The following is a 19,213-nucleotide window of genomic DNA, read 5'->3' on the forward strand; positions in this document are numbered from 1 at the left end:
CGCGATGGCGTCAGTCAGTTCAACAGATCTGGAGGCGTGAGCTGAATACCACGCCATTCAAACCCGACCGGTGCCAGCACCTGATCGATCTGCGCCTCGGACCACAGCGTGGCAAAGCTTTTTCCCACACCTGGATGCACCCGATCCGGCGCAATCAGCGACAACGGCCACAGCACAAAAGCATTTTTCAGAATCTCGGCACGGGGCAGGATCAGCCCGTCGAAATTGCCTGCCAGCTCTCCGTACAGCAAGACGTCGATATCCAGCGGCAATCCCTTGCGATCCGGGGCATAACGGCCGTTATCCGCCTCGATGAATTTCAGCCGTCGATCCAGCTCCGTCAGCGGCAGATCGGTGTAGGCCGACACCACGAAATTGAAGAACGGACCGCTCTTGATCCCTACCGGCTGGCTTTCGAACACCGCCGAGCAGCGGATATCCACCAGAAAACCGGCCAAGGCATCCAGACCGGCTCGCAAATGAGTTTCGCGCTCGATATTGCTACCGAGCCCGAGGTAGACCTGAGTCAGCGACATCCGCGCTCGATCTCCACACCCACGCCACCCTTGGCGGCCGGAACCGCGCCGGGCTTGGTCAGCTTCAGGCGCACCCAGGTAATCTTGAATTCGGTCATCAGCACTTCGACCAGACGCTCGGCGAAGGTCTCGACCAACTGGAACTGTGCCTGCTCGGCAAAAGCCTGGATCCGCGTGGAAACACTGGCGTAATCGAGTGCCAGGGTCAGGTCGTCACCGGCGGCGGCCGGGCGATTGTCCCAGGCGAAGCTCAGATCAAGACGCAGGCACTGTCGGATGCCGCGCTCCCAGTCGTAGGCACCGATCACGGTGTCGACTTCCAGGCCCTCGATAAACACTCTGTCCAAGCACTTTTCTCCGCTGCACGACAAGGGCGCAATGCGCCGTTAGAATCAGGGCGTCCTCGCCCGGAATAGTTAGCATGTTTTGGTTACTGGCGATTCTCGCCTACCTGCTCGGCTCGCTGTCCTTCGCCATTTTGCTCAGCCGCCTGACCGGAAATCCGGATCCGCGAATGAGTGGCTCGGGTAATGCCGGCGCCACCAACATGCTGCGCCTGGCCGGTCGCAAACTCGCGATCCTGACCCTGCTGGGTGATCTGTGCAAAGGCCTGCTGCCGGTACTGATCGCCTCGGCGGCTGGCCTTTCGCTGCAGGATCAGGCATGGATCGGCGTCTGCGCCGTGATCGGTCACCTGTTCCCGCTGTACTTCCGCTTCCGCGGCGGCAAAGGCGTCGCCACTGCGGCCGGCATGCTGCTGGGTCTGTATCCACCCGCCGCACTGCTGGCGGTGTGCGCCTGGCTGCTGACGTTCTATCTGACCCGCACCAGCTCACTGGCAGCATTGATCGCCACGCCCCTGACCCTGCCATTGCTGGCCTGGCAGGAACCGGAAGCGCTGTTGCCGATGAGCACGCTCACACTGCTGATCGTCTGGCGCCACCGGGGCAATCTACGCGACCTGTTTGCCGGGCGCGAACGGCATTTTTAAATACCGTACGTGAGCACCGCTCATCACAGCGCCGACAACTGCTCCATCGGCCAGCGTGCCTGCACGCTGATGGCCAGGCTTTCCTGCTGGCCGGCCTGCAGACGCTGGCAACCGGCAAACGCAATCATCGCACCGTTGTCGGTGCAGAACTCGGGACGGGCATAGAACACATCACCCTTCATGTCGCCGAGCATTTTCTCCAGAGAAACCCGCAATGCCTTGTTGGCGCTGACGCCACCGGCGATCACCAGACGTTTCATGCCGGCCTGCTTCAACGCGCGCTTGCACTTGATGGTCAAAGTCTCCACCACGGCCTGCTGGAACGCCAGCGCGATGTCGCAACGGGCTTGCTCGCTGTCGTCCCCGGCGCTGACGCACTGCTGCCAGGTGTTGAGGGCAAAAGTCTTCAAGCCGCTGAAGCTGAAATCCAGACCCGGGCGATCGCACATCGGACGCGGGAAGGTGAAACGTCCTGCAACCCCCTTCTCTGCCAGTTTGGCGATTTCAGGACCACCCGGATAATTGAGGCCCATCATCTTCGCGGTCTTGTCGAAAGCTTCGCCTGCCGCGTCATCGAGGGTTTCGCCCAGCAGACTGTATTGGCCGATGCCATCAACCTGAACCAGCTGCGTATGACCACCGGAGACCAACAAAGCGACGAACGGAAACTCCGGCGGTTTTGGCTCCAGCATCGGCGCCAGCAAGTGGCCTTCCATGTGGTGCACACCGAGGGCCGGAATGCCCCAGGCAAACGCCAGCGCCTGGGCGCAGGAAGCACCCACCAGCAAAGCGCCGACAAGGCCGGGACCGGCGGTGTAGGCGATGGCGTCGATCTCGGTCGGCACGCAGTCAGCCTCGGCCAGCACCTGACGGATCAACGGCAGCATGCGCTTGACGTGATCGCGGGAGGCGAGCTCCGGCACCACCCCGCCGTAGACGCGGTGCAGGTCGATCTGGCTGAACAGTGCGTCGGCCAGCAGACCGCGCTCGCTGTCGTATAAAGCGACGCCGGTTTCGTCGCAGGAAGTTTCTAATCCCAGTACTAGCATGGGTTTGCGCCTTGTTTAGGCTGAATTCGAAGGCGCGCATAATAGTCGCCACTGGATGCCCCGACCAGCGGTTTTCGATCAGAGGCTTTGCATTCCGAGCGTTGAGGGGTTAACATCCGCAACCCTTAAAAACCGACGTCTTCAAGTGCTCTTTTGCCGCGAGGATGTTGACCCCGGTAATGAATGAAGGTAGCTCTGGATGCCAGCCGTCAAAGTTAAAGAGAACGAACCCTTCGACGTAGCTCTGCGTCGTTTCAAGCGCTCCTGCGAAAAAGCCGGTGTACTGGCTGAAGTTCGTAGCCGCGAATTTTACGAGAAGCCAACTTCCGAGCGTAAGCGCAAGGCAGCAGCCGCTGTTAAGCGTCACGCCAAGAAAGTTCAGCGCGAACAGCGCCGCGCCGTTCGTCTGTACTAATACACAGACGATCGTAGCAAGCTTCTGCCAAGCCCGGCCCTCAGCCGGGCTAATGGCATTTGCGTAAAACGCTTGATGCTTCACCGTCGAAGCCGCACACGCGACCGAGACAAATCCGCTTCACCGCGTCAGGCCTGGCTCTTTTGCCAGCGGTGCACGTCTTTTCTGACGAGCCTTTCAAGGCTACTGACGAGCACACCCACTGATTCCTCTTACGACGATCAGCCCAAGGCACCTGCTTGCGTGCCCGCTTCATGAGCTATCCGAGGCCTTCAACCGGCCGTCAGCGGATTCAGCGCAACACTTTCATAAAGTCGAAGACTGATAGGTACTAACGTCAGTGGATTTTCGGCAGATACACTTCCCGACAGCGATTACGCAAACGACACCGGTCGAGCCGCACTCTTTGTGCGCTTTCAAGCATGACCCGCGTCCGGCCGCCCATCGCATCGGACTCATTACAGCGCAGACGACGAGAACGCCATGGCCGGGCTGATTCCCCAGAGCTTCATTGACGACCTGCTGAACCGCACCGACATCGTCGACGTGGTCAGCTCGCGCGTGCAACTGAAGAAGGCCGGCAAGAACTACACCGCCTGTTGCCCGTTCCATAAAGAGAAAACCCCGTCGTTCAGCGTCAGCCCCGACAAGCAGTTCTATTACTGCTTCGGTTGCGGCGCCGGCGGTAACGCGCTCGGTTTTCTCATGGACCACGACAACCTGGACTTCCCCCAGGCCGTCGAGGACCTGGCCAAAGCCGCCGGCATGGAAGTACCCCGCGAAGAAGGCGGCCGCTCGCACAAACCGCGACAACCGACCGATTCGCCGCTTTATCCACTGCTGACCGCCGCTGCGGATTTTTACCGTCAGGCGCTCAAGAGCCACCCGGCACGCAAGGCTGCCGTGGATTACCTCAAGGGCCGCGGACTGACGGGGGAGATTGCCCGGGACTTCGGCCTCGGCTTCGCCCCGCCAGGCTGGGACAATCTGTTCAAGCACCTGAGCAGCGACACCCTGCAGCAGAAAGCCATGATCGACGCCGGCCTGCTGATCGAGAACGCCGAAACCGGCAAGCGCTATGACCGCTTCCGCGATCGCGTGATGTTTCCGATCCGCGACACCCGGGGGCGCATTATCGCCTTCGGCGGCCGGGTCCTCGGCGACGACAAGCCGAAATACCTGAACTCACCGGAAACCCCTGTATTCCATAAAGGCCAGGAACTCTACGGCCTCTATGAAGCCCGCAAGAACAACCGCAACCTCGACGAAATCATCGTCGTCGAGGGCTACATGGACGTTATCGCCCTGGCCCAGCAGGGGCTGCGCAATGCCGTTGCAACACTGGGCACGGCCACCAGCGAAGAGCACCTGAAGCGCCTTTTTCGCGTCGTGCCGAACGTGCTGTTCTGCTTCGACGGCGACCAGGCCGGCCGCAACGCCGCATGGCGCGCACTGGAAGCCACGCTGAGCAGCCTGCAGGACGGTCGCCGCGCACGCTTCCTGTTCCTGCCCGAAGGCGAAGACCCGGACACCTTGATCCGCGCCGAAGGCACCGACGCCTTCCGTGCGCGGATCAATCAGCACGCGCAGCCACTGGCAGATTATTTCTTCCAGCAACTGACCGAAGAAGCCGACCCTCGCTCGCTCGAAGGCAAGGCGCACATGGCGACGCTTGCCGCGCCGTTGATCGATAAAGTACCAGGGGCCAACCTGCGAATCCTGATGCGTCAGCGCCTGACCGAAATCACCGGCCTGAGCAGCGAGACCGTCAGTCAGTTGGCCCAGAGCGCACCGCAGGAAGCGCCACCCGCCTACGATCCGGGCATCGACTACGACGCGATGCCGGACTTCAGCGACTACCATCAGCCGCAGGCACAGGACATGTATGTGCCGCAGCAGGAATGGACGCCGAAGAAACCCGGTGCCGGCGGCAAGAAATGGGACAAAAAGCCCTGGGACAAGAACGGCAAGCGTGGCGGTGATCGCGATCAACCGCGCGCCCCGAGAGTGCCGGCTCCCGTCGAGCCACCGATCATGGCCGCCCTGCGAACGGTGATCCACCACCCGCAACTGGCGCTGAAGGTCGAGACGGCCAGCCACTTTGCGGACGAAGACAATACCAATACCCAGCTGCTGGTGGCCTCACTGGAAGCCGTGCAAAAGAATCCTCAGCTAAACTCTTTTCAGTTGATCTCGCGATGGCATGGCACCGAACAAGGTCGATTGCTGACCCGCCTGGCAGAAAAGGAGTGGTTGATCAACGGAGAAAACCTTGAACAACAGTTTTTCGACACCATAACTAGCTTGTCAGCCCGCCAGCGCGAGCGAAAGCTGGAACAACTTCTCAGGAAATCACGTCAAAGCGATCTGAGCACCGAAGAAAAATCTTTGCTGCTCGAATTGCTCAAACGGGATGTTCCTGCATCAAACCCGACCTCAACTGGCGCGTGAGGTCATAGCTCAGGTATAATCCTCGGCTTGTTTTTTGCCCGCCAAGACCTTCAGTGGATAGGGTGTTATGTCCGGAAAAGCGCAACAGCAGTCTCGTATTATTGAGTTGATCAAACTGGGTCGTGAGCAGAAGTATCTGACTTACGCCGAGGTCAACGACCACCTGCCCGAGGATATTTCAGATCCGGAGCAGGTGGAAGACATCATCCGCATGATTAACGACATGGGGATCCCCGTACACGAGAGTGCTCCGGATGCGGACGCCCTTATGTTGGCCGACGCCGATACCGACGAGGCCGCTGCGGAAGAAGCAGCCGCCGCGTTGGCAGCGGTCGAGACCGATATCGGTCGCACCACTGACCCAGTGCGCATGTACATGCGTGAAATGGGTACGGTCGAGCTTCTGACTCGTGAAGGCGAAATCGAAATCGCCAAGCGTATCGAAGAGGGCATCCGTGAGGTGATGAGCGCAATCGCGCACTTCCCCGGCACGGTTGACCATATTCTCTCCGAGTACACTCGGGTCACCACCGAAGGCGGTCGCCTGTCCGACGTTCTGAGCGGTTACATCGACCCGGACGACGGCATTACGCCGCCGGCTGCCGAAGTGCCACCGCCGATCGATGCGAAAGCCGCGAAAGCGGACGACGATTCCGAGGACGATGACGCCGAAGCTTCCGATGACGAAGAAGAAGCCGAAAGCGGCCCGGATCCGGTCATTGCTGCCCAGCGCTTCGGCGCCGTGGCCGACCAGATGGAAATCACCCGCAAGGCCCTGAAAAAGCACGGTCGTCACAACAAGGCAGCGGTTGCCGAGTTGCTGGCCCTGGCCGATCTGTTCATGCCGATCAAACTGGTGCCGAAGCAATTCGAAGCCCTGGTCGAGCGTGTCCGCAGTGCCCTGGATCGTCTGCGTCAGCAAGAGCGCGCGATCATGCAGCTGTGCGTACGTGATGCACGTATGCCGCGTGCCGATTTCCTGCGCCAGTTCCCGGGCAACGAAGTCGACGAAAGCTGGTCCGACGCCCTGGCCAAAGGCAAGAGCAAGTACGCCGAAGCCATCGGTCGCGTGCAACCGGACATCATCCGTTGCCAGCAGAAGCTGACCGCGCTGGAAACCGAGACCGGTCTGACCATCGCCGAGATCAAGGACATCAACCGTCGCATGTCGATCGGTGAGGCGAAAGCCCGCCGCGCGAAAAAAGAGATGGTTGAAGCGAACCTGCGTCTGGTGATCTCCATCGCCAAGAAGTACACCAACCGTGGCCTGCAATTCCTCGACCTGATCCAGGAAGGCAACATCGGTCTGATGAAAGCGGTGGACAAGTTCGAATACCGTCGTGGTTACAAGTTCTCGACCTATGCCACCTGGTGGATCCGTCAGGCGATCACTCGCTCGATCGCCGACCAGGCCCGCACCATCCGTATTCCGGTGCACATGATCGAGACGATCAACAAGCTCAACCGCATTTCCCGCCAGATGCTGCAGGAAATGGGTCGCGAACCGACCCCGGAAGAGCTGGGTGAGCGCATGGAGATGCCTGAGGACAAGATCCGCAAGGTATTGAAGATCGCCAAAGAGCCGATCTCCATGGAAACCCCGATCGGTGATGACGAAGACTCTCATCTGGGTGATTTCATCGAAGACTCGACCATGCAGTCGCCAATCGATGTCGCCACGGTCGAGAGCCTGAAAGAAGCGACTCGCGAAGTGCTGTCCGGCCTCACTGCCCGTGAAGCCAAGGTACTGCGCATGCGTTTCGGTATCGACATGAACACCGACCATACGCTCGAAGAAGTCGGCAAACAGTTTGACGTAACCCGTGAGCGGATCCGTCAGATCGAAGCCAAGGCGCTGCGCAAGCTGCGCCATCCGACGCGAAGCGAACACCTGCGTTCGTTCCTCGACGAGTAATACCAGACCCCCCGGCCCAGGCCGGGGGTTTTGTTTATATGGCAGATTAAATACCTCGCACCGCCCTCCCCCGCGCACAGCCCGTCTACACTCGAAACATTCCCCCGTGCCATAACGAGACCGTTATGCCCAGACTGGCGTCCGTGCTTTTTTTGCTGTCACTGATGATCTGGACCGCAACGGCTGACGCGCTGACTCTGACCGATGAAGAACGTAGCTGGCTGGCGGCTCACCCGGACTTGCGCCTGGGTGTCGATGCATCGTGGCCCCCCTTCGAGTTTCGCGATGACCAGAACCGCTATCAGGGCCTGGCGGCGGACTATATCGACGTGATCCGCCAGCGTCTGGCCATCAAACTTACGCCCATCGAACCCTCAAGCTGGACAGCCGTGCTCGAACAGGCCAAAAACGGCACGATCGATCTGCTGCCGGGCATCATGTCCACCCCGGAACGCCAGAATTACCTGGCCTTCACCCGCCCTTACCTGGATTTTCCGATCGTCATCCTCGCCCATGTCGGCGGGCCGCAACCGCGCAAGATCGAGGATCTGTATGGGCTGAAGATCGCGGTCGTCGAAAACTACGCCCCCCATGAACTCCTGCGTACCCATCATCCCGATCTGAATCTGGTGGCCATGCCCAATGTCAGCTCGGCGCTGCAGGCCCTGGCCACCGACGAAGTGGACGCGGTGGTCGGCGATCTCGCCTCAAGTGTCTGGAGCCTGCGCCAGCTCAAGCTCGACGGGCTGTATGTCAGCGGCGAAACCCCTTATCGATATCAACTGGCAATGGGGGTTCCCCGCGACAGCAAAATGCTGGTGGGCATTCTGGACAAAGTCCTGGCCGACATGTCCCCGGAGCAGATCAGCAGCATCCAGGAACACTGGGTGGGCAACGTCCTCGATCATCGGACATTCTGGTCGGATCTGCTGGTCTATGGCCTGCCAGGCCTGCTGTTGCTGGTGATCATCCTGGCAGTGGTGATCCGCATCAACCGTCGCTTGAGCTCGGAAATCGCCCGGCGCATCGACCTCGAACAGGAACTGCGCAGCAGCGAGTACCACTATCGCGGGCTGGTGGAGAGCCTGTCGGCCATTGCCTGGGAAGCACGAATCAGCGATTTCACCTACAGCTACGTGTCGCCCCACGCCGAAGACCTGCTGGGTTATCCACTGTCGCACTGGCTGATTCCGGGCTTCTGGCGCAACATCATCCACCCCGCCGACCTGACCCGTGCGCAGAGCTTCTGCGATCACGAAGTCCTCGCCGGGCGCGATCACAGTCTCGATTACCGGGTGATCACCGCTGACGGCCGTTGCCTTTGGGTGCGCGACATTGTCAGCCTCATCGAGCACGGCCACGAGCCGGTGATGCGCGGCCTGATGATCGATATCAGTGAAACCAAGCGCACGGAAGAAGCCCTGCGCCTGTCGGAGCAGAAGTTCGCCTCGGTGTTCCAGCAATGCCCGGACATCCTGGTGATTGCGCGGCTGTCCGACGGCTGCCTGCTGGAGGTCAACGAAGCCTTTGAGGAACAGATCGGGCTCAAAGCCGAAGACGTCATCGGCCAGACCGCCACCGAACTCAATATCTGGGGTATTCCCGGCGTTGGCCCCGGCCTGCTGCAACGCCTGCAGGCCGGCAGCATTCGCAACCTGGAGATGCCCTTTCGTCGCAGCAACGGGCAGGTGTTCACCGGGCTGATTTCCGCCGAACCGTTCGAACTCGACACCACACCGGCGCTGGTCGTGGTAGTGCGCGACATTACCCAGCTCAAGGAAACCCAACAGCAACTGCAAACCTCCGAAGAGAAGTTCGCCAAGGCCTTCCACGCCTCGCCGGACGGCCTGCTGTTGTCGCGTCAGAGCGATGGCCTGCTGCTGGAAGTCAATGAAGGTTTCAGCCGCATCACCGGTTTCAACAGCGCCATGTCGGTGGACCGTTCGGCACTGGACCTGGGGATCTGGGTCAATCTCAACGAACGCAAACAGATGCTCGACCTGCTGCACCGTGACGGTTTCGTTCGTGACTTCACCTGCCACATCCGCCGCAGCGACGGGCAAATCCGCCTCTGCGAAGTGTCCAGCCGTCCGTTGCCGATCGGCGATGACGACTGCATGCTGACCATCGCTCGAGACATCACGGAACGCCATCTGATGCAGGAAAAACTGCAGCAGGCCGCAACGGTGTTCGAGAGTACCGCCGAAGGCGTGCTGATCACCGATACGCAACAGCACATCAGTGCCGTGAACCGCGCCTTTACCGAAATCACCGGTTACAGCGAAAGCGAGGCGCTCGGCCATACCCCGCGCCTGCTGGCTTCCGGGCTGCACGACAGCGCATTCTATGCAGCGATGTGGCATCAATTGACTGACGAAGGCCACTGGCAGGGCGAGATTTCCAACCGGCGCAAGAATGGCGAGCTGTACCCGAGCTGGCTGACCATCAGCGCCGTGCGCAACCGCGACCGGTTCATTACCCACTTCGTCGCGGTGTTTGCCGATATCTCCAGCCTCAAGCACGCCCAGGCCAAACTCGATTACCAGGCCCACCATGATCCGTTGACCGGCCTGCCGAATCGCACGCTGTTCGAAAGCCGCCTGCTGACGGCACTGAACGGCCAGCAAGAGAACGGCGGTCTGGGCGCGGTGCTGTTCCTCGACCTCGATCGCTTCAAACACATCAACGACAGCCTCGGCCATCCGGTTGGCGACCTGCTACTCAAGGGCATCGCCGTACGCCTCAAGGAACAGTTACGCGATATCGATACCGTGGCGCGACTGGGTGGCGACGAATTCATCATCCTGCTGCCGGGGCTGCAACAGGCCGGCGATGCCGACAACATCGCCACTAAACTGCTGAACTGTTTCGGAGCACCATTCCAGGCCGGCGAGCACGAGTTTTTCATCAGTGCCAGCATCGGTACCAGCCTCTATCCCCGTGACGGCTGCGACGTCGCCACTCTGATCAAGAACGCCGACGCGGCGATGTACCGTTCCAAGGCCAAGGGCCGCAACCGTGTCGAAAGCTACACCCGCGACCTCACCGCCCAGGCCAGCGAACGTGTGGCGCTGGAACATGAACTGCGCCGGGCCATTGAGCGCGAAGAGCTGTACCTCTACTACCAGCCGAAAATCAGCCTCGACGATCACAGCCTGGTCGGGGCCGAAGCCCTGATCCGCTGGCGCCACCCGACCTTCGGTGAGGTGCCCCCGGAACATTTCATACCGCTGGCGGAAGAGAACGGGATGATTCTGCAAATCGGCGACTGGGTGCTGGAAACCGCCTGCCGGCAGATGTTCGAGTGGGGCCAGATCTACGACTCCCTGGGCCCGCTCTCGGTCAACCTCGCCGGCGCACAATTGCGTCAGCCGAACCTGCTGGGGCGCATCGAACAACTGCTCAAGGACAACCGCCTGAGACCGGATTTACTGCAACTGGAAATTACCGAAAACTTCATCATGAGCCAGGCCGAAGAAGCGCTGGCGGTGCTGCACCAACTCAAACACCTCGGCGTGCAACTGGCCATCGACGACTTCGGCACCGGTTATTCCTCGCTGAGTTACCTCAAACGCCTGCCGCTGGACATCCTCAAGATCGACCAGTCTTTCGTCCGCGGCCTGCCCGACGATCCCCACGACGCGGCGATTGTCCGCGCCATCATCGCCCTGGGCCGCAGCATGCAATTCACTGTGATCGCCGAAGGCGTGGAAACCCAGGCCCAACAACAATTCCTCGCCGCCGAAGGCTGCGAGCAGATCCAGGGCTACATCGTCAGCCTGCCGCTGCCACCGGAGGAATTCGCCGCGACGTTTCTTCGCATAGCCGTATCAGATTTTTCGGATAGCACAGCCGAGAAACCGTCGCTATAATCCGCGGCCTACTGAGGGCCTATAGCTCAGTTGGTTAGAGCAGAGGACTCATAATCCTTTGGTCCACGGTTCAAGTCCGTGTGGGCCCACCAAACATGAAAAAGCCGCACATATGTGCGGCTTTTTCGTACCTGCGTGGAGAAGTCCCTTGCCCGACATCCGCCCACCCGTGCTCGATGAAATCGACCGCCAGCTGATCGCTGCCCTGCAAATCAATGCCCGCGAAAGCGTGGCGATGCTGGCCAGGCAATTGGGGATCGCCCGCACGACCGTGACTTCGCGGCTGGCGCGGCTGGAAAAGGCCAAAGTCATCACCGGCTACGGCGTGCGCCTGGGCCAACGCGTGGTGGATGGCGGGTTGCAGGCGTATGTCGGGATCAAGGTGCAGCCGCGCTCCGGCAAAGAGGTGTTGCGCCGGTTGAGTGCGATGGCCCAGGTGCAGCAGTTGTGTGCGGTGAGTGGTGAATTTGATTACGTGGCGTGGCTGCGAACCGATTCGCCGGAACAGCTCGATCAACTTCTGGATCAGATCGGCAGCGTAGACGGCGTCGAGAAGACCACGACCTCGATCATCCTCAGCAGCAAGATTGATCGCGGGCATCCAGTCTGACCAATTTTATCGTCATATTGCAGCGCCAACACTCAAATCGACGACACTTTGCGTCTTATTAACGTGTTCTACGCTCCCTAGAATGGCTGGCATCTTTTCCTATACTCAGACGCGCATCCAGCGTCGGGTCGCCAGCAAGGTCAGCCATGAACAAGAACAATCGCCATCCTGCAGACGGTAAGAAACCGATCACCATTTTCGGCCCGGACTTTCCGTTCGCCTTCGACGACTGGATCGAACACCCCGCCGGTCTGGGCAGCATTCCCGAGCATAACCACGGTGCCGAAGTGGCGATTGTCGGTGCCGGCATCGCAGGTCTGGTGGCCGCTTACGAGCTGATGAAGCTCGGCCTGAAACCCGTCGTTTATGAGGCCTCGAAGCTTGGCGGCCGTCTGCGCTCCCAGGCATTCAACGGCACTGACGGCATCGTCGCCGAACTCGGCGGCATGCGCTTCCCGGTGTCCTCCACCGCGTTCTATCACTACGTCGACAAACTCGGCCTGGAAACCAAGCCCTTCCCCAACCCGCTGACGCCGGCGTCCGGCAGCACCGTGATCGACCTGGAAGGCAAAACCCATTACGCACAGAGCCTGAAGGATCTTCCTGCACTGTTCCAGGAAGTGGCTGACGCCTGGGCCGACGCTCTGGAGGCTGGCTCGCAGTTCGCCGATATACAGCAAGCGATCCGCGACCGCGATGTGCCACGCCTCAAGGAACTGTGGAACACCCTGGTGCCGCTGTGGGACGACCGCACCTTCTACGACTTCGTCGCCACGTCGAAAGCCTTCGCCAAGCTGTCGTTCCATCACCGCGAAGTGTTCGGGCAGGTCGGTTTCGGTACCGGCGGCTGGGACTCGGACTTCCCCAACTCGATGCTGGAAATTTTCCGCGTGGTGATGACCAACTGCGACGATCACCAGCACCTGGTGGTCGGCGGCGTGGAACAAGTGCCACAAGGCATCTGGCGTCATGTGCCGGAGCGCTGCGTGCACTGGCCGCAAGGCACCAGCCTGAAATCGCTGCACCACGGCGCGCCGCGCTCCGGGGTGAAGAAAATCGCCCACGCGCCTGACGGACGTTTCGCGGTCACCGACAACAATGGCGACACCCGCGAATACGCCGCCGTACTGACCACCTGTCAGAGCTGGCTGCTGACCACCCAGATCGAATGCGACGAAACCCTGTTCTCGCAAAAGATGTGGATGGCGCTGGACCGTACGCGCTACATGCAATCGTCGAAGACCTTCGTGATGGTTGACCGCCCGTTCTGGAAGGACAAGGACCCGGAAACCGGCCGCGACCTGATGAGCATGACCCTCACCGATCGCCTGACCCGTGGCACCTACCTGTTCGACAATGGCGACGACAAGCCGGGCGTGATCTGCCTGTCGTATTCTTGGATGAGCGATGCGCTGAAAATGCTCCCGCACCCGGTGGAAAAACGCGTGAAACTGGCGCTGGACGCATTGAAGAAGATCTACCCGAAAGTCGATATCGCCGCACGGATCATCGGCGATCCGATCACCGTGTCGTGGGAAGCCGACCCGCATTTTCTCGGTGCGTTCAAGGGCGCCCTGCCCGGTCACTACCGCTACAACCAGCGCATGTACGCGCACTTCATGCAGGACGACATGCCGCCGGAGCAGCGCGGGATTTTCATCGCCGGCGACGACGTATCGTGGACGCCAGCGTGGGTTGAAGGCGCAGTGCAGACCTCGCTCAACGCGGTGTGGGGAATCATGAAGCACTTCGGCGGGTCCACACATACAGAGAACCCTGGTCCGGGTGATGTGTTCAATGACATCGGCCCGATCGCCCTGCCCGAGTAAGAGGAATCCCTGATGCGTGTAGCCCTTTACCAATGCCCACCGCTGCCTCTGGAACCCGCCGCCAACCTCCAGCGCCTGCAACAACTGGCGATGGAGGCCAAAGGTGCCGACCTGTTGGTGGTGCCGGAGATGTTTCTGACCGGCTACAACATCGGCAAGGAAGCAGTCGCGACGCTGGCCGAGGTCTACAACGGTGAATGGGCGCAGCAAGTCGGGCGGATCGCCAAGGCTGCTGGCCTGGCGATCCTCTACGGATACCCCGAGCGCACGGCGGATGGGCAGATCTACAACGCCGTGCAGTTGATCGATTCGAGCGGTGAGCGCCTGTGCAATTACCGCAAGACGCATCTGTTCGGCGATCTGGATCGTTCGATGTTCAGTCCCGGCGATGGCGAGTTTCCCATCGTCGAACTCAACGGCTGGAAGCTCGGGTTCCTGATCTGCTACGACCTGGAATTTCCGGAAAACGCCCGGCGCCTGGCCCTTGAAGGTGCCGAGCTGATTCTGGTGCCGACGGCGAACATGATTCCTTTCGATTTCATTGCCGATGTTTCTGTGCGCTCCCGCGCTTTCGAAAACCAGTGCTACGTGGCTTACGCCAACTACTGCGGCCGCGAAGGCGACATCCATTACTGCGGGCAAAGCAGCATTGCCGCGCCGGATGGCAGCCGCATCGCCCAGGCCGGGCTGGATGAAGCACTGATCGTCGGTGAGCTGGATCGCCAGTTGATGGTCGACTCCCGCAGCGCCAACCGCTACTTCAACGACCGCCGTCCTGAACTTTACGACGCGCTCAACAAGCGCTAATCCGCTAGCATTGGCACTTCACTGTTCTGGAAGTGCCCATGCCTGCGCCGACTCATCCCCGCCCCCACACCGAAACCCTGGCCAACGGCTTGCGCGTGACCCTGCGTCACGTGCCCGGCCTGAAGCGCAGTGCCGCCGCGTTGCGGGTGGCTGCCGGTAGTCATGACGTGCCGTTGGCATGGCCGGGGCTGGCGCATTTCCTTGAGCATTTGCTGTTTCTCGGCACCGAGCGTTTTCCTGCAGTCCAAGGGCTGATGGCCTACGTGCAAGGTCACGGCGGTCAGATAAATGCCAGCACTCGCGAGCGCACCACCGATTTCTTCTTTGAGTTGCCGCCAGCGTCCTTCAGCGGAGGGCTGGACCGACTGTCAGACATGCTCGCCCACCCGCGTATGAATCCGAACGACCAGTTGCGGGAACGGGAAGTGCTGCAGGCGGAGTTTGTCGCATGGTCCCAGGACACCGCCGCTCAGCAGAAAGAGGCGCTGTTCGAAGGGTTGTCAGCAGCGCATCCGTTGCGTGGCTTTCATGCCGGGAACCGTGACAGCCTGCCAGTAGAGCAAGCGGAGTTTCAGCAGGCGTTGAAAGACTTCCACCAGCAGTTTTATCGCACCGGGCAGATGACACTGAGCCTGGTCGGACCGCAGGACATTGAAGAGCTGCGAACGCTGGCCGAGCAGTTTGCTGCTGCGCTGACACCTGGGGATAAAACTGGGCAGGCAGCGCCCTTTCGCTTGATGGACAACCCGCAGGCAAGTTATCAACAGGTCGGCGAGCGGCACGGCAATCTGCTGTTTGCGCTGGAGGATCTGCCGGAGTCGTCGGCCGAAGCGCTGGCGTTTCTCTGTCACTGGTTGAACAGCGCCAAACCCGGTGGATTGCTCGCGCATTTGCAGCAGCAGGGTCTGGCGCAAGGGTTACAGGCGTCTTTGCTCTATCAGTTTGCCGGGCAGGCTTTGCTGCATCTTCAACTCACTGCGGCATCCGGATCACTCGACGCCATCCGCGCACAATCTCTCGACTGGCTGAGCTTCTTCGCAGCGCAGCAGGACTGGCTGGCATTGCGCGCGGAATACGCGGAACTGCTTCAGCGTCAGCAGCAAGTCAGCGGTGCACTGCAACTGGCGCGGCTCGACAGCGAACAACTCGAAAGCGGCTTTTCCGAATCGGCCGTTGCGGCGCTCAAAGAGATTCTCGGCAAAATCGGCACTGTGGATAACTTCAGCGGTCGCTGGCACCTGCCCGCCGCCAATCCGTTCCTGCGCGCAGCCGAACCGCTGGCCAACGCCGGCCTGATCCGTGGCCAGACCAGCGCCCACCGAGGCTTGCGCACATTCGCTCAGGATCGCTCGCGCACCCGCCGTGAGCGCTCACCGATGCAATTCAGCCAGTCGCTGCCGGATAACACTGACGAAGGTGCGATATATGTGCGCTGGCAGATGGAAGCGGCGGCCACGGCCGAGCTGCAAGCGAAACTGCAACGCAGTCTGCTGGAGGTTTCTGACGACGCGCGTCAGGCCGGGGTCGAGTTGTCCTTCAGCGCCACGGGTAATCAGTGGCTGCTGAAGGTAACCGGTCTGCAGGACACGCTGCCCGTTGTGCTGGAGCACGCGCTGAAATCTCTGACACAAGTGGGCGTCGATTCCTCGAAAGGCGAGCCGCAACCTGCGCTGATACCGATCCGCCGACTGCTCAAGGCATTGCCCGAAAAGTGCCTGCCAGCGGTAGGCGAATCCGATGACGCCGCGCACCTATGGACAACTTCCCGCTGGGACGGTCTGGCGCTGGGACTCAACCCACAAACCCAATCCGCCATGGGCCTGGCCCTGAGTCGCATCCCCGGCACACCGGACAATCAAATTTCCGCACCGTCGGCAATCAACACCGGTTACCTGTGGCGCCAGATCGAAAGTGCTTCCAGCGAACGCGCCTTGTTGCTGTTCTGCCCGACCGCCAGCCAGGAAATCGCTGACGAAGCCGCGTGGCGTCTGCTCGCGCACCTGTGCCAGACGCCGTTCTACCAACGCCTGCGAGTCGAGCTGCAACTGGGTTATGCCGTGTTCAGCGGGTTGCGCCAGATCCATGGCCGGAGCGGATTGTTGTTCGGTGTGCAATCGCCAACGGCCAGCGCTGCGCAATTGCTCGAACACATTCAGCACTTCCTCAACGGCTTGCCGGCCGTTATCGAACAACTCGATGACGCCAGCCTTGACCAGCAACGCCAGACGCTTGCCGATCAGTTCGATGACAGCGTCCTGTCCGGCAAAGAGGCGGCCGAGCTCCTGTGGCAGGCCCGTCTCGCCGGCCACTCGTCGGATTATCTGGTGCAATTGCGTCGCGCCATCGCTCAACTGGATCGCCCGGCTTTACTGGCCGCAGCACAACGCCTGATCCGCGCCGAGGGCGGCTGGCACGGTCTGTCCAGCGACCCTGCGCCAGGCGCGCCATGGCAAGCGGCAAAATGATCATTACCGGGGCTGCAAGGAGCTTTCTCAAAGATTCACGGGCAAACCCCCTGAAATTTTGAGTAACATAGCCACCTAACTATTTGGAACATCTCAGCGCTGCCGTGGACTATACCTATGGATAGCGCTATCTCACCCACCTGAAGAAGGAGTCACCCGATGGCCTGGACCAAACCTGCCTACACCGACCTGCGTATCGGCTTCGAAGTCACCATGTACTTCGCCAGCCGCTGAGTTCTGCCTCGTCAGAATTGCAGTGCAACGCCTCGGCTCGCCGGGGCGTTTTATTTTCAGCGTTGAAATGATGGAGCGTTCATGTTCGTCCAGATTCTGGGTTCGGCCGCCGGTGGCGGTTTTCCGCAGTGGAACTGCAACTGCGTCAATTGCGCCGGTTTTCGCGATGGCAGCCTGAATGCCAAGGCCCGTACCCAATCGTCCATCGCGATCTCCGATGACGGCGTGAACTGGGTGCTGTGCAATGCCTCGCCGGACATCCGCGCGCAGCTCCAGAGCTTCGCCCCGATGCAACCGGGCCGTGCCCTGCGCGACACCGGCATCAGCGCGATCATCCTGATGGACAGCCAGATCGACCACACCACCGGCCTGCTCAGCCTGCGCGAAGGCTGCCCGCATCAGGTCTGGTGCACGGACATGGTCCACGAAGACCTGAGCACCGGTTTCCCGCTGTTCACCATGCTCAAGCACTGGAACGGCGGGCTGGACTGGAACCGCATCGAACTCGACCAGAGCTTCACCGTCGCCGCGTGCCCGAACCTGCGCTTCACCCCGCTGCCGCTGCGCAGCGCCGCACCGCCCTACTCGCCGCACCGCTTCGACCCGCATCCGGGCGACAACATCGGCCTGATCATCGAAGACCTCAGCACCGGCGGCAAACTGTTCTACGCGCCGGGCCTGGGCAAGGTCGATGCGCCGTTGCTGGAAATCATGGCCGGCAGCGACTGCGTACTGGTGGACGGGACAATGTGGGACGACGATGAAATGCAGCGTCGTGGCGTCGGCACCCGCACCGGCCGTGAAATGGGCCACCTGGCGCAGAACGGTCCCGGCGGCATGCTCGAAGTGCTGGAACAGCTTCCCGAGCAGCGCAAGGTGCTTATCCACATCAACAACACCAACCCGATTCTCGACGAAGACTCCCCGGAGCGCGCGGAACTGGTGCGGCGCAATGTTGAAGTGGCGTATGACGGCATGAGCATCGTCCTGTAACAAATGGCCCGGAGAACCGCAATGACCGACATCCCGCTGTCCCCCGCCGAATTCGAAGCGGCCCTGCGCGCCAAGGGCGCCTACTACCACATCCATCACCCGTATCACGTGGCGATGTATGAAGGTCGGGCTACCCGCGAGCAGATCCAGGGCTGGGTCGCCAACCGTTTCTACTATCAGGTGAACATCCCCCTGAAAGACGCGGCGATCCTGGCTAACTGCCCGGATCGCGAAATCCGCCGCGAGTGGATTCAACGCCTGCTCGACCACGACGGCGCTCCCGGTGAGGACGGCGGCATCGAAGCCTGGCTGCGTCTCGGCCAGGCCGTCGGCCTCGATCCGGATCAACTGCGCTCCCAGGAACTGGTGCTGCCCGGCGTGCGTTTTGCCGTGGACGCCTACGTCAACTTTGCCCGCCGCGCCAGTTGGCAGGAAGCCGCCAGCAGCTCGCTGACCGAGCTGTTCGCGCCGCAGATCCACCAGTCGCGTCTCGACAGCTGGCCGCAGCATTACCCGTGGATCGACCCGGCCGGCTACGAGTATTTCCGTACGCGCCTCGGTCAGGCACGGCGCGATGTCGAACATGGTCTGGCGATCACGCTGGAGCACTACAAGACGCGCGAAGGCCAGGAGCGGATGCTGGAAATTCTCCAGTTCAAACTGGACATCCTTTGGAGCATGCTCGATGCCATGAGCATGGCCTACGAACTGAACCGCCCGCCGTATCACAGCGTGACCGATCAACGGGTCTGGCATAAAGGAATCGCCTTATGAGTTTCGACCGCAGCAAGACCCCGACCTGGCGTCCCGGCTACCGCTTCCAGTACGAACCGGCGCAGAAAGGCCACGTGCTGCTGTACCCGGAAGGCATGATCAAGCTCAACGAAAGTGCCGCACTGATCGGCGGCCTGATCGACGGAGAGCGGGATGTCGCGGCGATCATCGCCGAACTCGACAGACAGTTCCCCGGCGTTCCCGAGCTCGGTGACGACATCGAGCAATTCATGGAGATTGCCCGTGCGCAGCACTGGATCGAACTTGCCTGA

The 19,213-nt window shown here is 60.9% G+C and carries 16 protein-coding genes and 1 tRNA gene; 14 read left to right on the forward strand and 3 right to left on the reverse strand.

All coding sequences use genetic code 11. The features are described from left to right. Positions 1–14: 14 nt before the first annotated feature. Positions 15–536: a 2-amino-4-hydroxy-6-hydroxymethyldihydropteridine diphosphokinase gene (gene folK, locus IF189_RS25810; RefSeq protein ID WP_192552446.1), complete on the reverse strand. Its 522-nt coding sequence runs from the start codon at positions 534–536 to the stop codon at positions 15–17. Further along, positions 527–883 carry a dihydroneopterin aldolase gene (gene folB / locus IF189_RS25815; RefSeq protein WP_056786656.1) on the reverse strand — a complete coding sequence of 119 codons (357 nt, stop codon included), beginning with the start codon at positions 881–883 and terminating at the stop codon, positions 527–529. The genes folK and folB overlap by 10 nt, the downstream gene beginning before the upstream one ends. Positions 884–957: 74 nt before the next feature. Between folB and plsY the strand changes: the two genes are divergently transcribed. Beyond that, positions 958–1,527 carry a glycerol-3-phosphate 1-O-acyltransferase PlsY gene (gene plsY / locus IF189_RS25820; protein WP_085709211.1) on the forward strand — a complete coding sequence of 190 codons (570 nt, stop codon included), beginning with the start codon at positions 958–960 and terminating at the stop codon, positions 1,525–1,527. A gap of 23 nt (positions 1,528–1,550) precedes the next feature. Here plsY and tsaD read toward each other — a convergent pair whose 3' ends face one another. Then, complete coding sequence (gene tsaD, locus IF189_RS25825) at positions 1,551–2,576, reverse strand: tRNA (adenosine(37)-N6)-threonylcarbamoyltransferase complex transferase subunit TsaD (protein WP_039768071.1); 1,026 nt, start codon at positions 2,574–2,576, stop codon at positions 1,551–1,553. 199 nt (positions 2,577–2,775) lie between these two features. On the opposite strand from tsaD, the gene rpsU reads away from it, so the two are divergent. The 13 genes from rpsU (at position 2,776) to pqqD (ending at position 19,213) form a co-directional block, all read left to right on the forward strand. Beyond that, the gene (rpsU, locus tag IF189_RS25830) at positions 2,776–2,991 is read left to right on the forward strand and encodes a 30S ribosomal protein S21 (protein ID WP_002551877.1); all 216 of its coding nucleotides are present in this window, start codon (positions 2,776–2,778) and stop codon (positions 2,989–2,991) included. 483 nt (positions 2,992–3,474) lie between these two features. Beyond that, a complete protein-coding gene (gene dnaG, locus IF189_RS25835) occupies positions 3,475–5,442 on the forward strand; it encodes a DNA primase (RefSeq protein ID WP_192552447.1) in 1,968 nt (655 codons plus the stop codon). A 67-nt stretch (positions 5,443–5,509) separates the two neighbouring features. After that, positions 5,510–7,357: an RNA polymerase sigma factor RpoD gene (gene rpoD / locus IF189_RS25840; protein WP_085709208.1), complete on the forward strand. Its 1,848-nt coding sequence runs from the start codon at positions 5,510–5,512 to the stop codon at positions 7,355–7,357. Between the two features lie 125 nt (positions 7,358–7,482). Further along, positions 7,483–11,229: a bifunctional diguanylate cyclase/phosphodiesterase gene (locus IF189_RS25845; RefSeq protein WP_134828303.1), complete on the forward strand. Its 3,747-nt coding sequence runs from the start codon at positions 7,483–7,485 to the stop codon at positions 11,227–11,229. Positions 11,230–11,244: 15 nt separating this feature from the next. Next, a tRNA-Ile gene (locus IF189_RS25850) sits at positions 11,245–11,321 on the forward strand. 56 nt (positions 11,322–11,377) lie between these two features. Then, positions 11,378–11,839, forward strand: coding sequence for an Lrp/AsnC family transcriptional regulator (locus IF189_RS25855; RefSeq protein WP_007959884.1), 462 nt, complete (start codon positions 11,378–11,380; stop codon positions 11,837–11,839). Positions 11,840–11,985: 146 nt separating this feature from the next. Next, the gene (locus IF189_RS25860) at positions 11,986–13,668 is read left to right on the forward strand and encodes a flavin monoamine oxidase family protein (protein WP_192552448.1); all 1,683 of its coding nucleotides are present in this window, start codon (positions 11,986–11,988) and stop codon (positions 13,666–13,668) included. A 12-nt stretch (positions 13,669–13,680) separates the two neighbouring features. Then, positions 13,681–14,475 (forward strand): carbon-nitrogen hydrolase family protein, encoded by a 795-nt coding sequence (locus IF189_RS25865; RefSeq protein ID WP_192552449.1) that lies wholly within the window; start codon positions 13,681–13,683, stop codon positions 14,473–14,475. Positions 14,476–14,513: 38 nt separating this feature from the next. Continuing rightward, positions 14,514–16,940, forward strand: coding sequence for a pyrroloquinoline quinone biosynthesis protein PqqF (pqqF, locus tag IF189_RS25870; protein WP_134828305.1), 2,427 nt, complete (start codon positions 14,514–14,516; stop codon positions 16,938–16,940). Positions 16,941–17,099: 159 nt separating this feature from the next. Then, positions 17,100–17,174, forward strand: coding sequence for a pyrroloquinoline quinone precursor peptide PqqA (pqqA, locus tag IF189_RS25875; RefSeq protein ID WP_003444522.1), 75 nt, complete (start codon positions 17,100–17,102; stop codon positions 17,172–17,174). A gap of 81 nt (positions 17,175–17,255) precedes the next feature. Then, the gene (pqqB, locus tag IF189_RS25880; protein ID WP_134828306.1) at positions 17,256–18,167 is read left to right on the forward strand and encodes a pyrroloquinoline quinone biosynthesis protein PqqB; all 912 of its coding nucleotides are present in this window, start codon (positions 17,256–17,258) and stop codon (positions 18,165–18,167) included. A gap of 21 nt (positions 18,168–18,188) precedes the next feature. Beyond that, a complete protein-coding gene (pqqC, locus tag IF189_RS25885) occupies positions 18,189–18,941 on the forward strand; it encodes a pyrroloquinoline-quinone synthase PqqC (protein WP_192552450.1) in 753 nt (250 codons plus the stop codon). Beyond that, on the forward strand, positions 18,938–19,213 hold the full coding sequence (gene pqqD, locus IF189_RS25890; protein WP_192552451.1) for a pyrroloquinoline quinone biosynthesis peptide chaperone PqqD: 276 nt from the start codon (positions 18,938–18,940) through the stop codon (positions 19,211–19,213). The genes pqqC and pqqD overlap by 4 nt, the downstream gene beginning before the upstream one ends.

This window comes from Pseudomonas sp. IzPS59 (assembly GCF_014863505.1).
Lineage (GTDB): Bacteria > Pseudomonadota > Gammaproteobacteria > Pseudomonadales > Pseudomonadaceae > Aquipseudomonas > Aquipseudomonas kribbensis.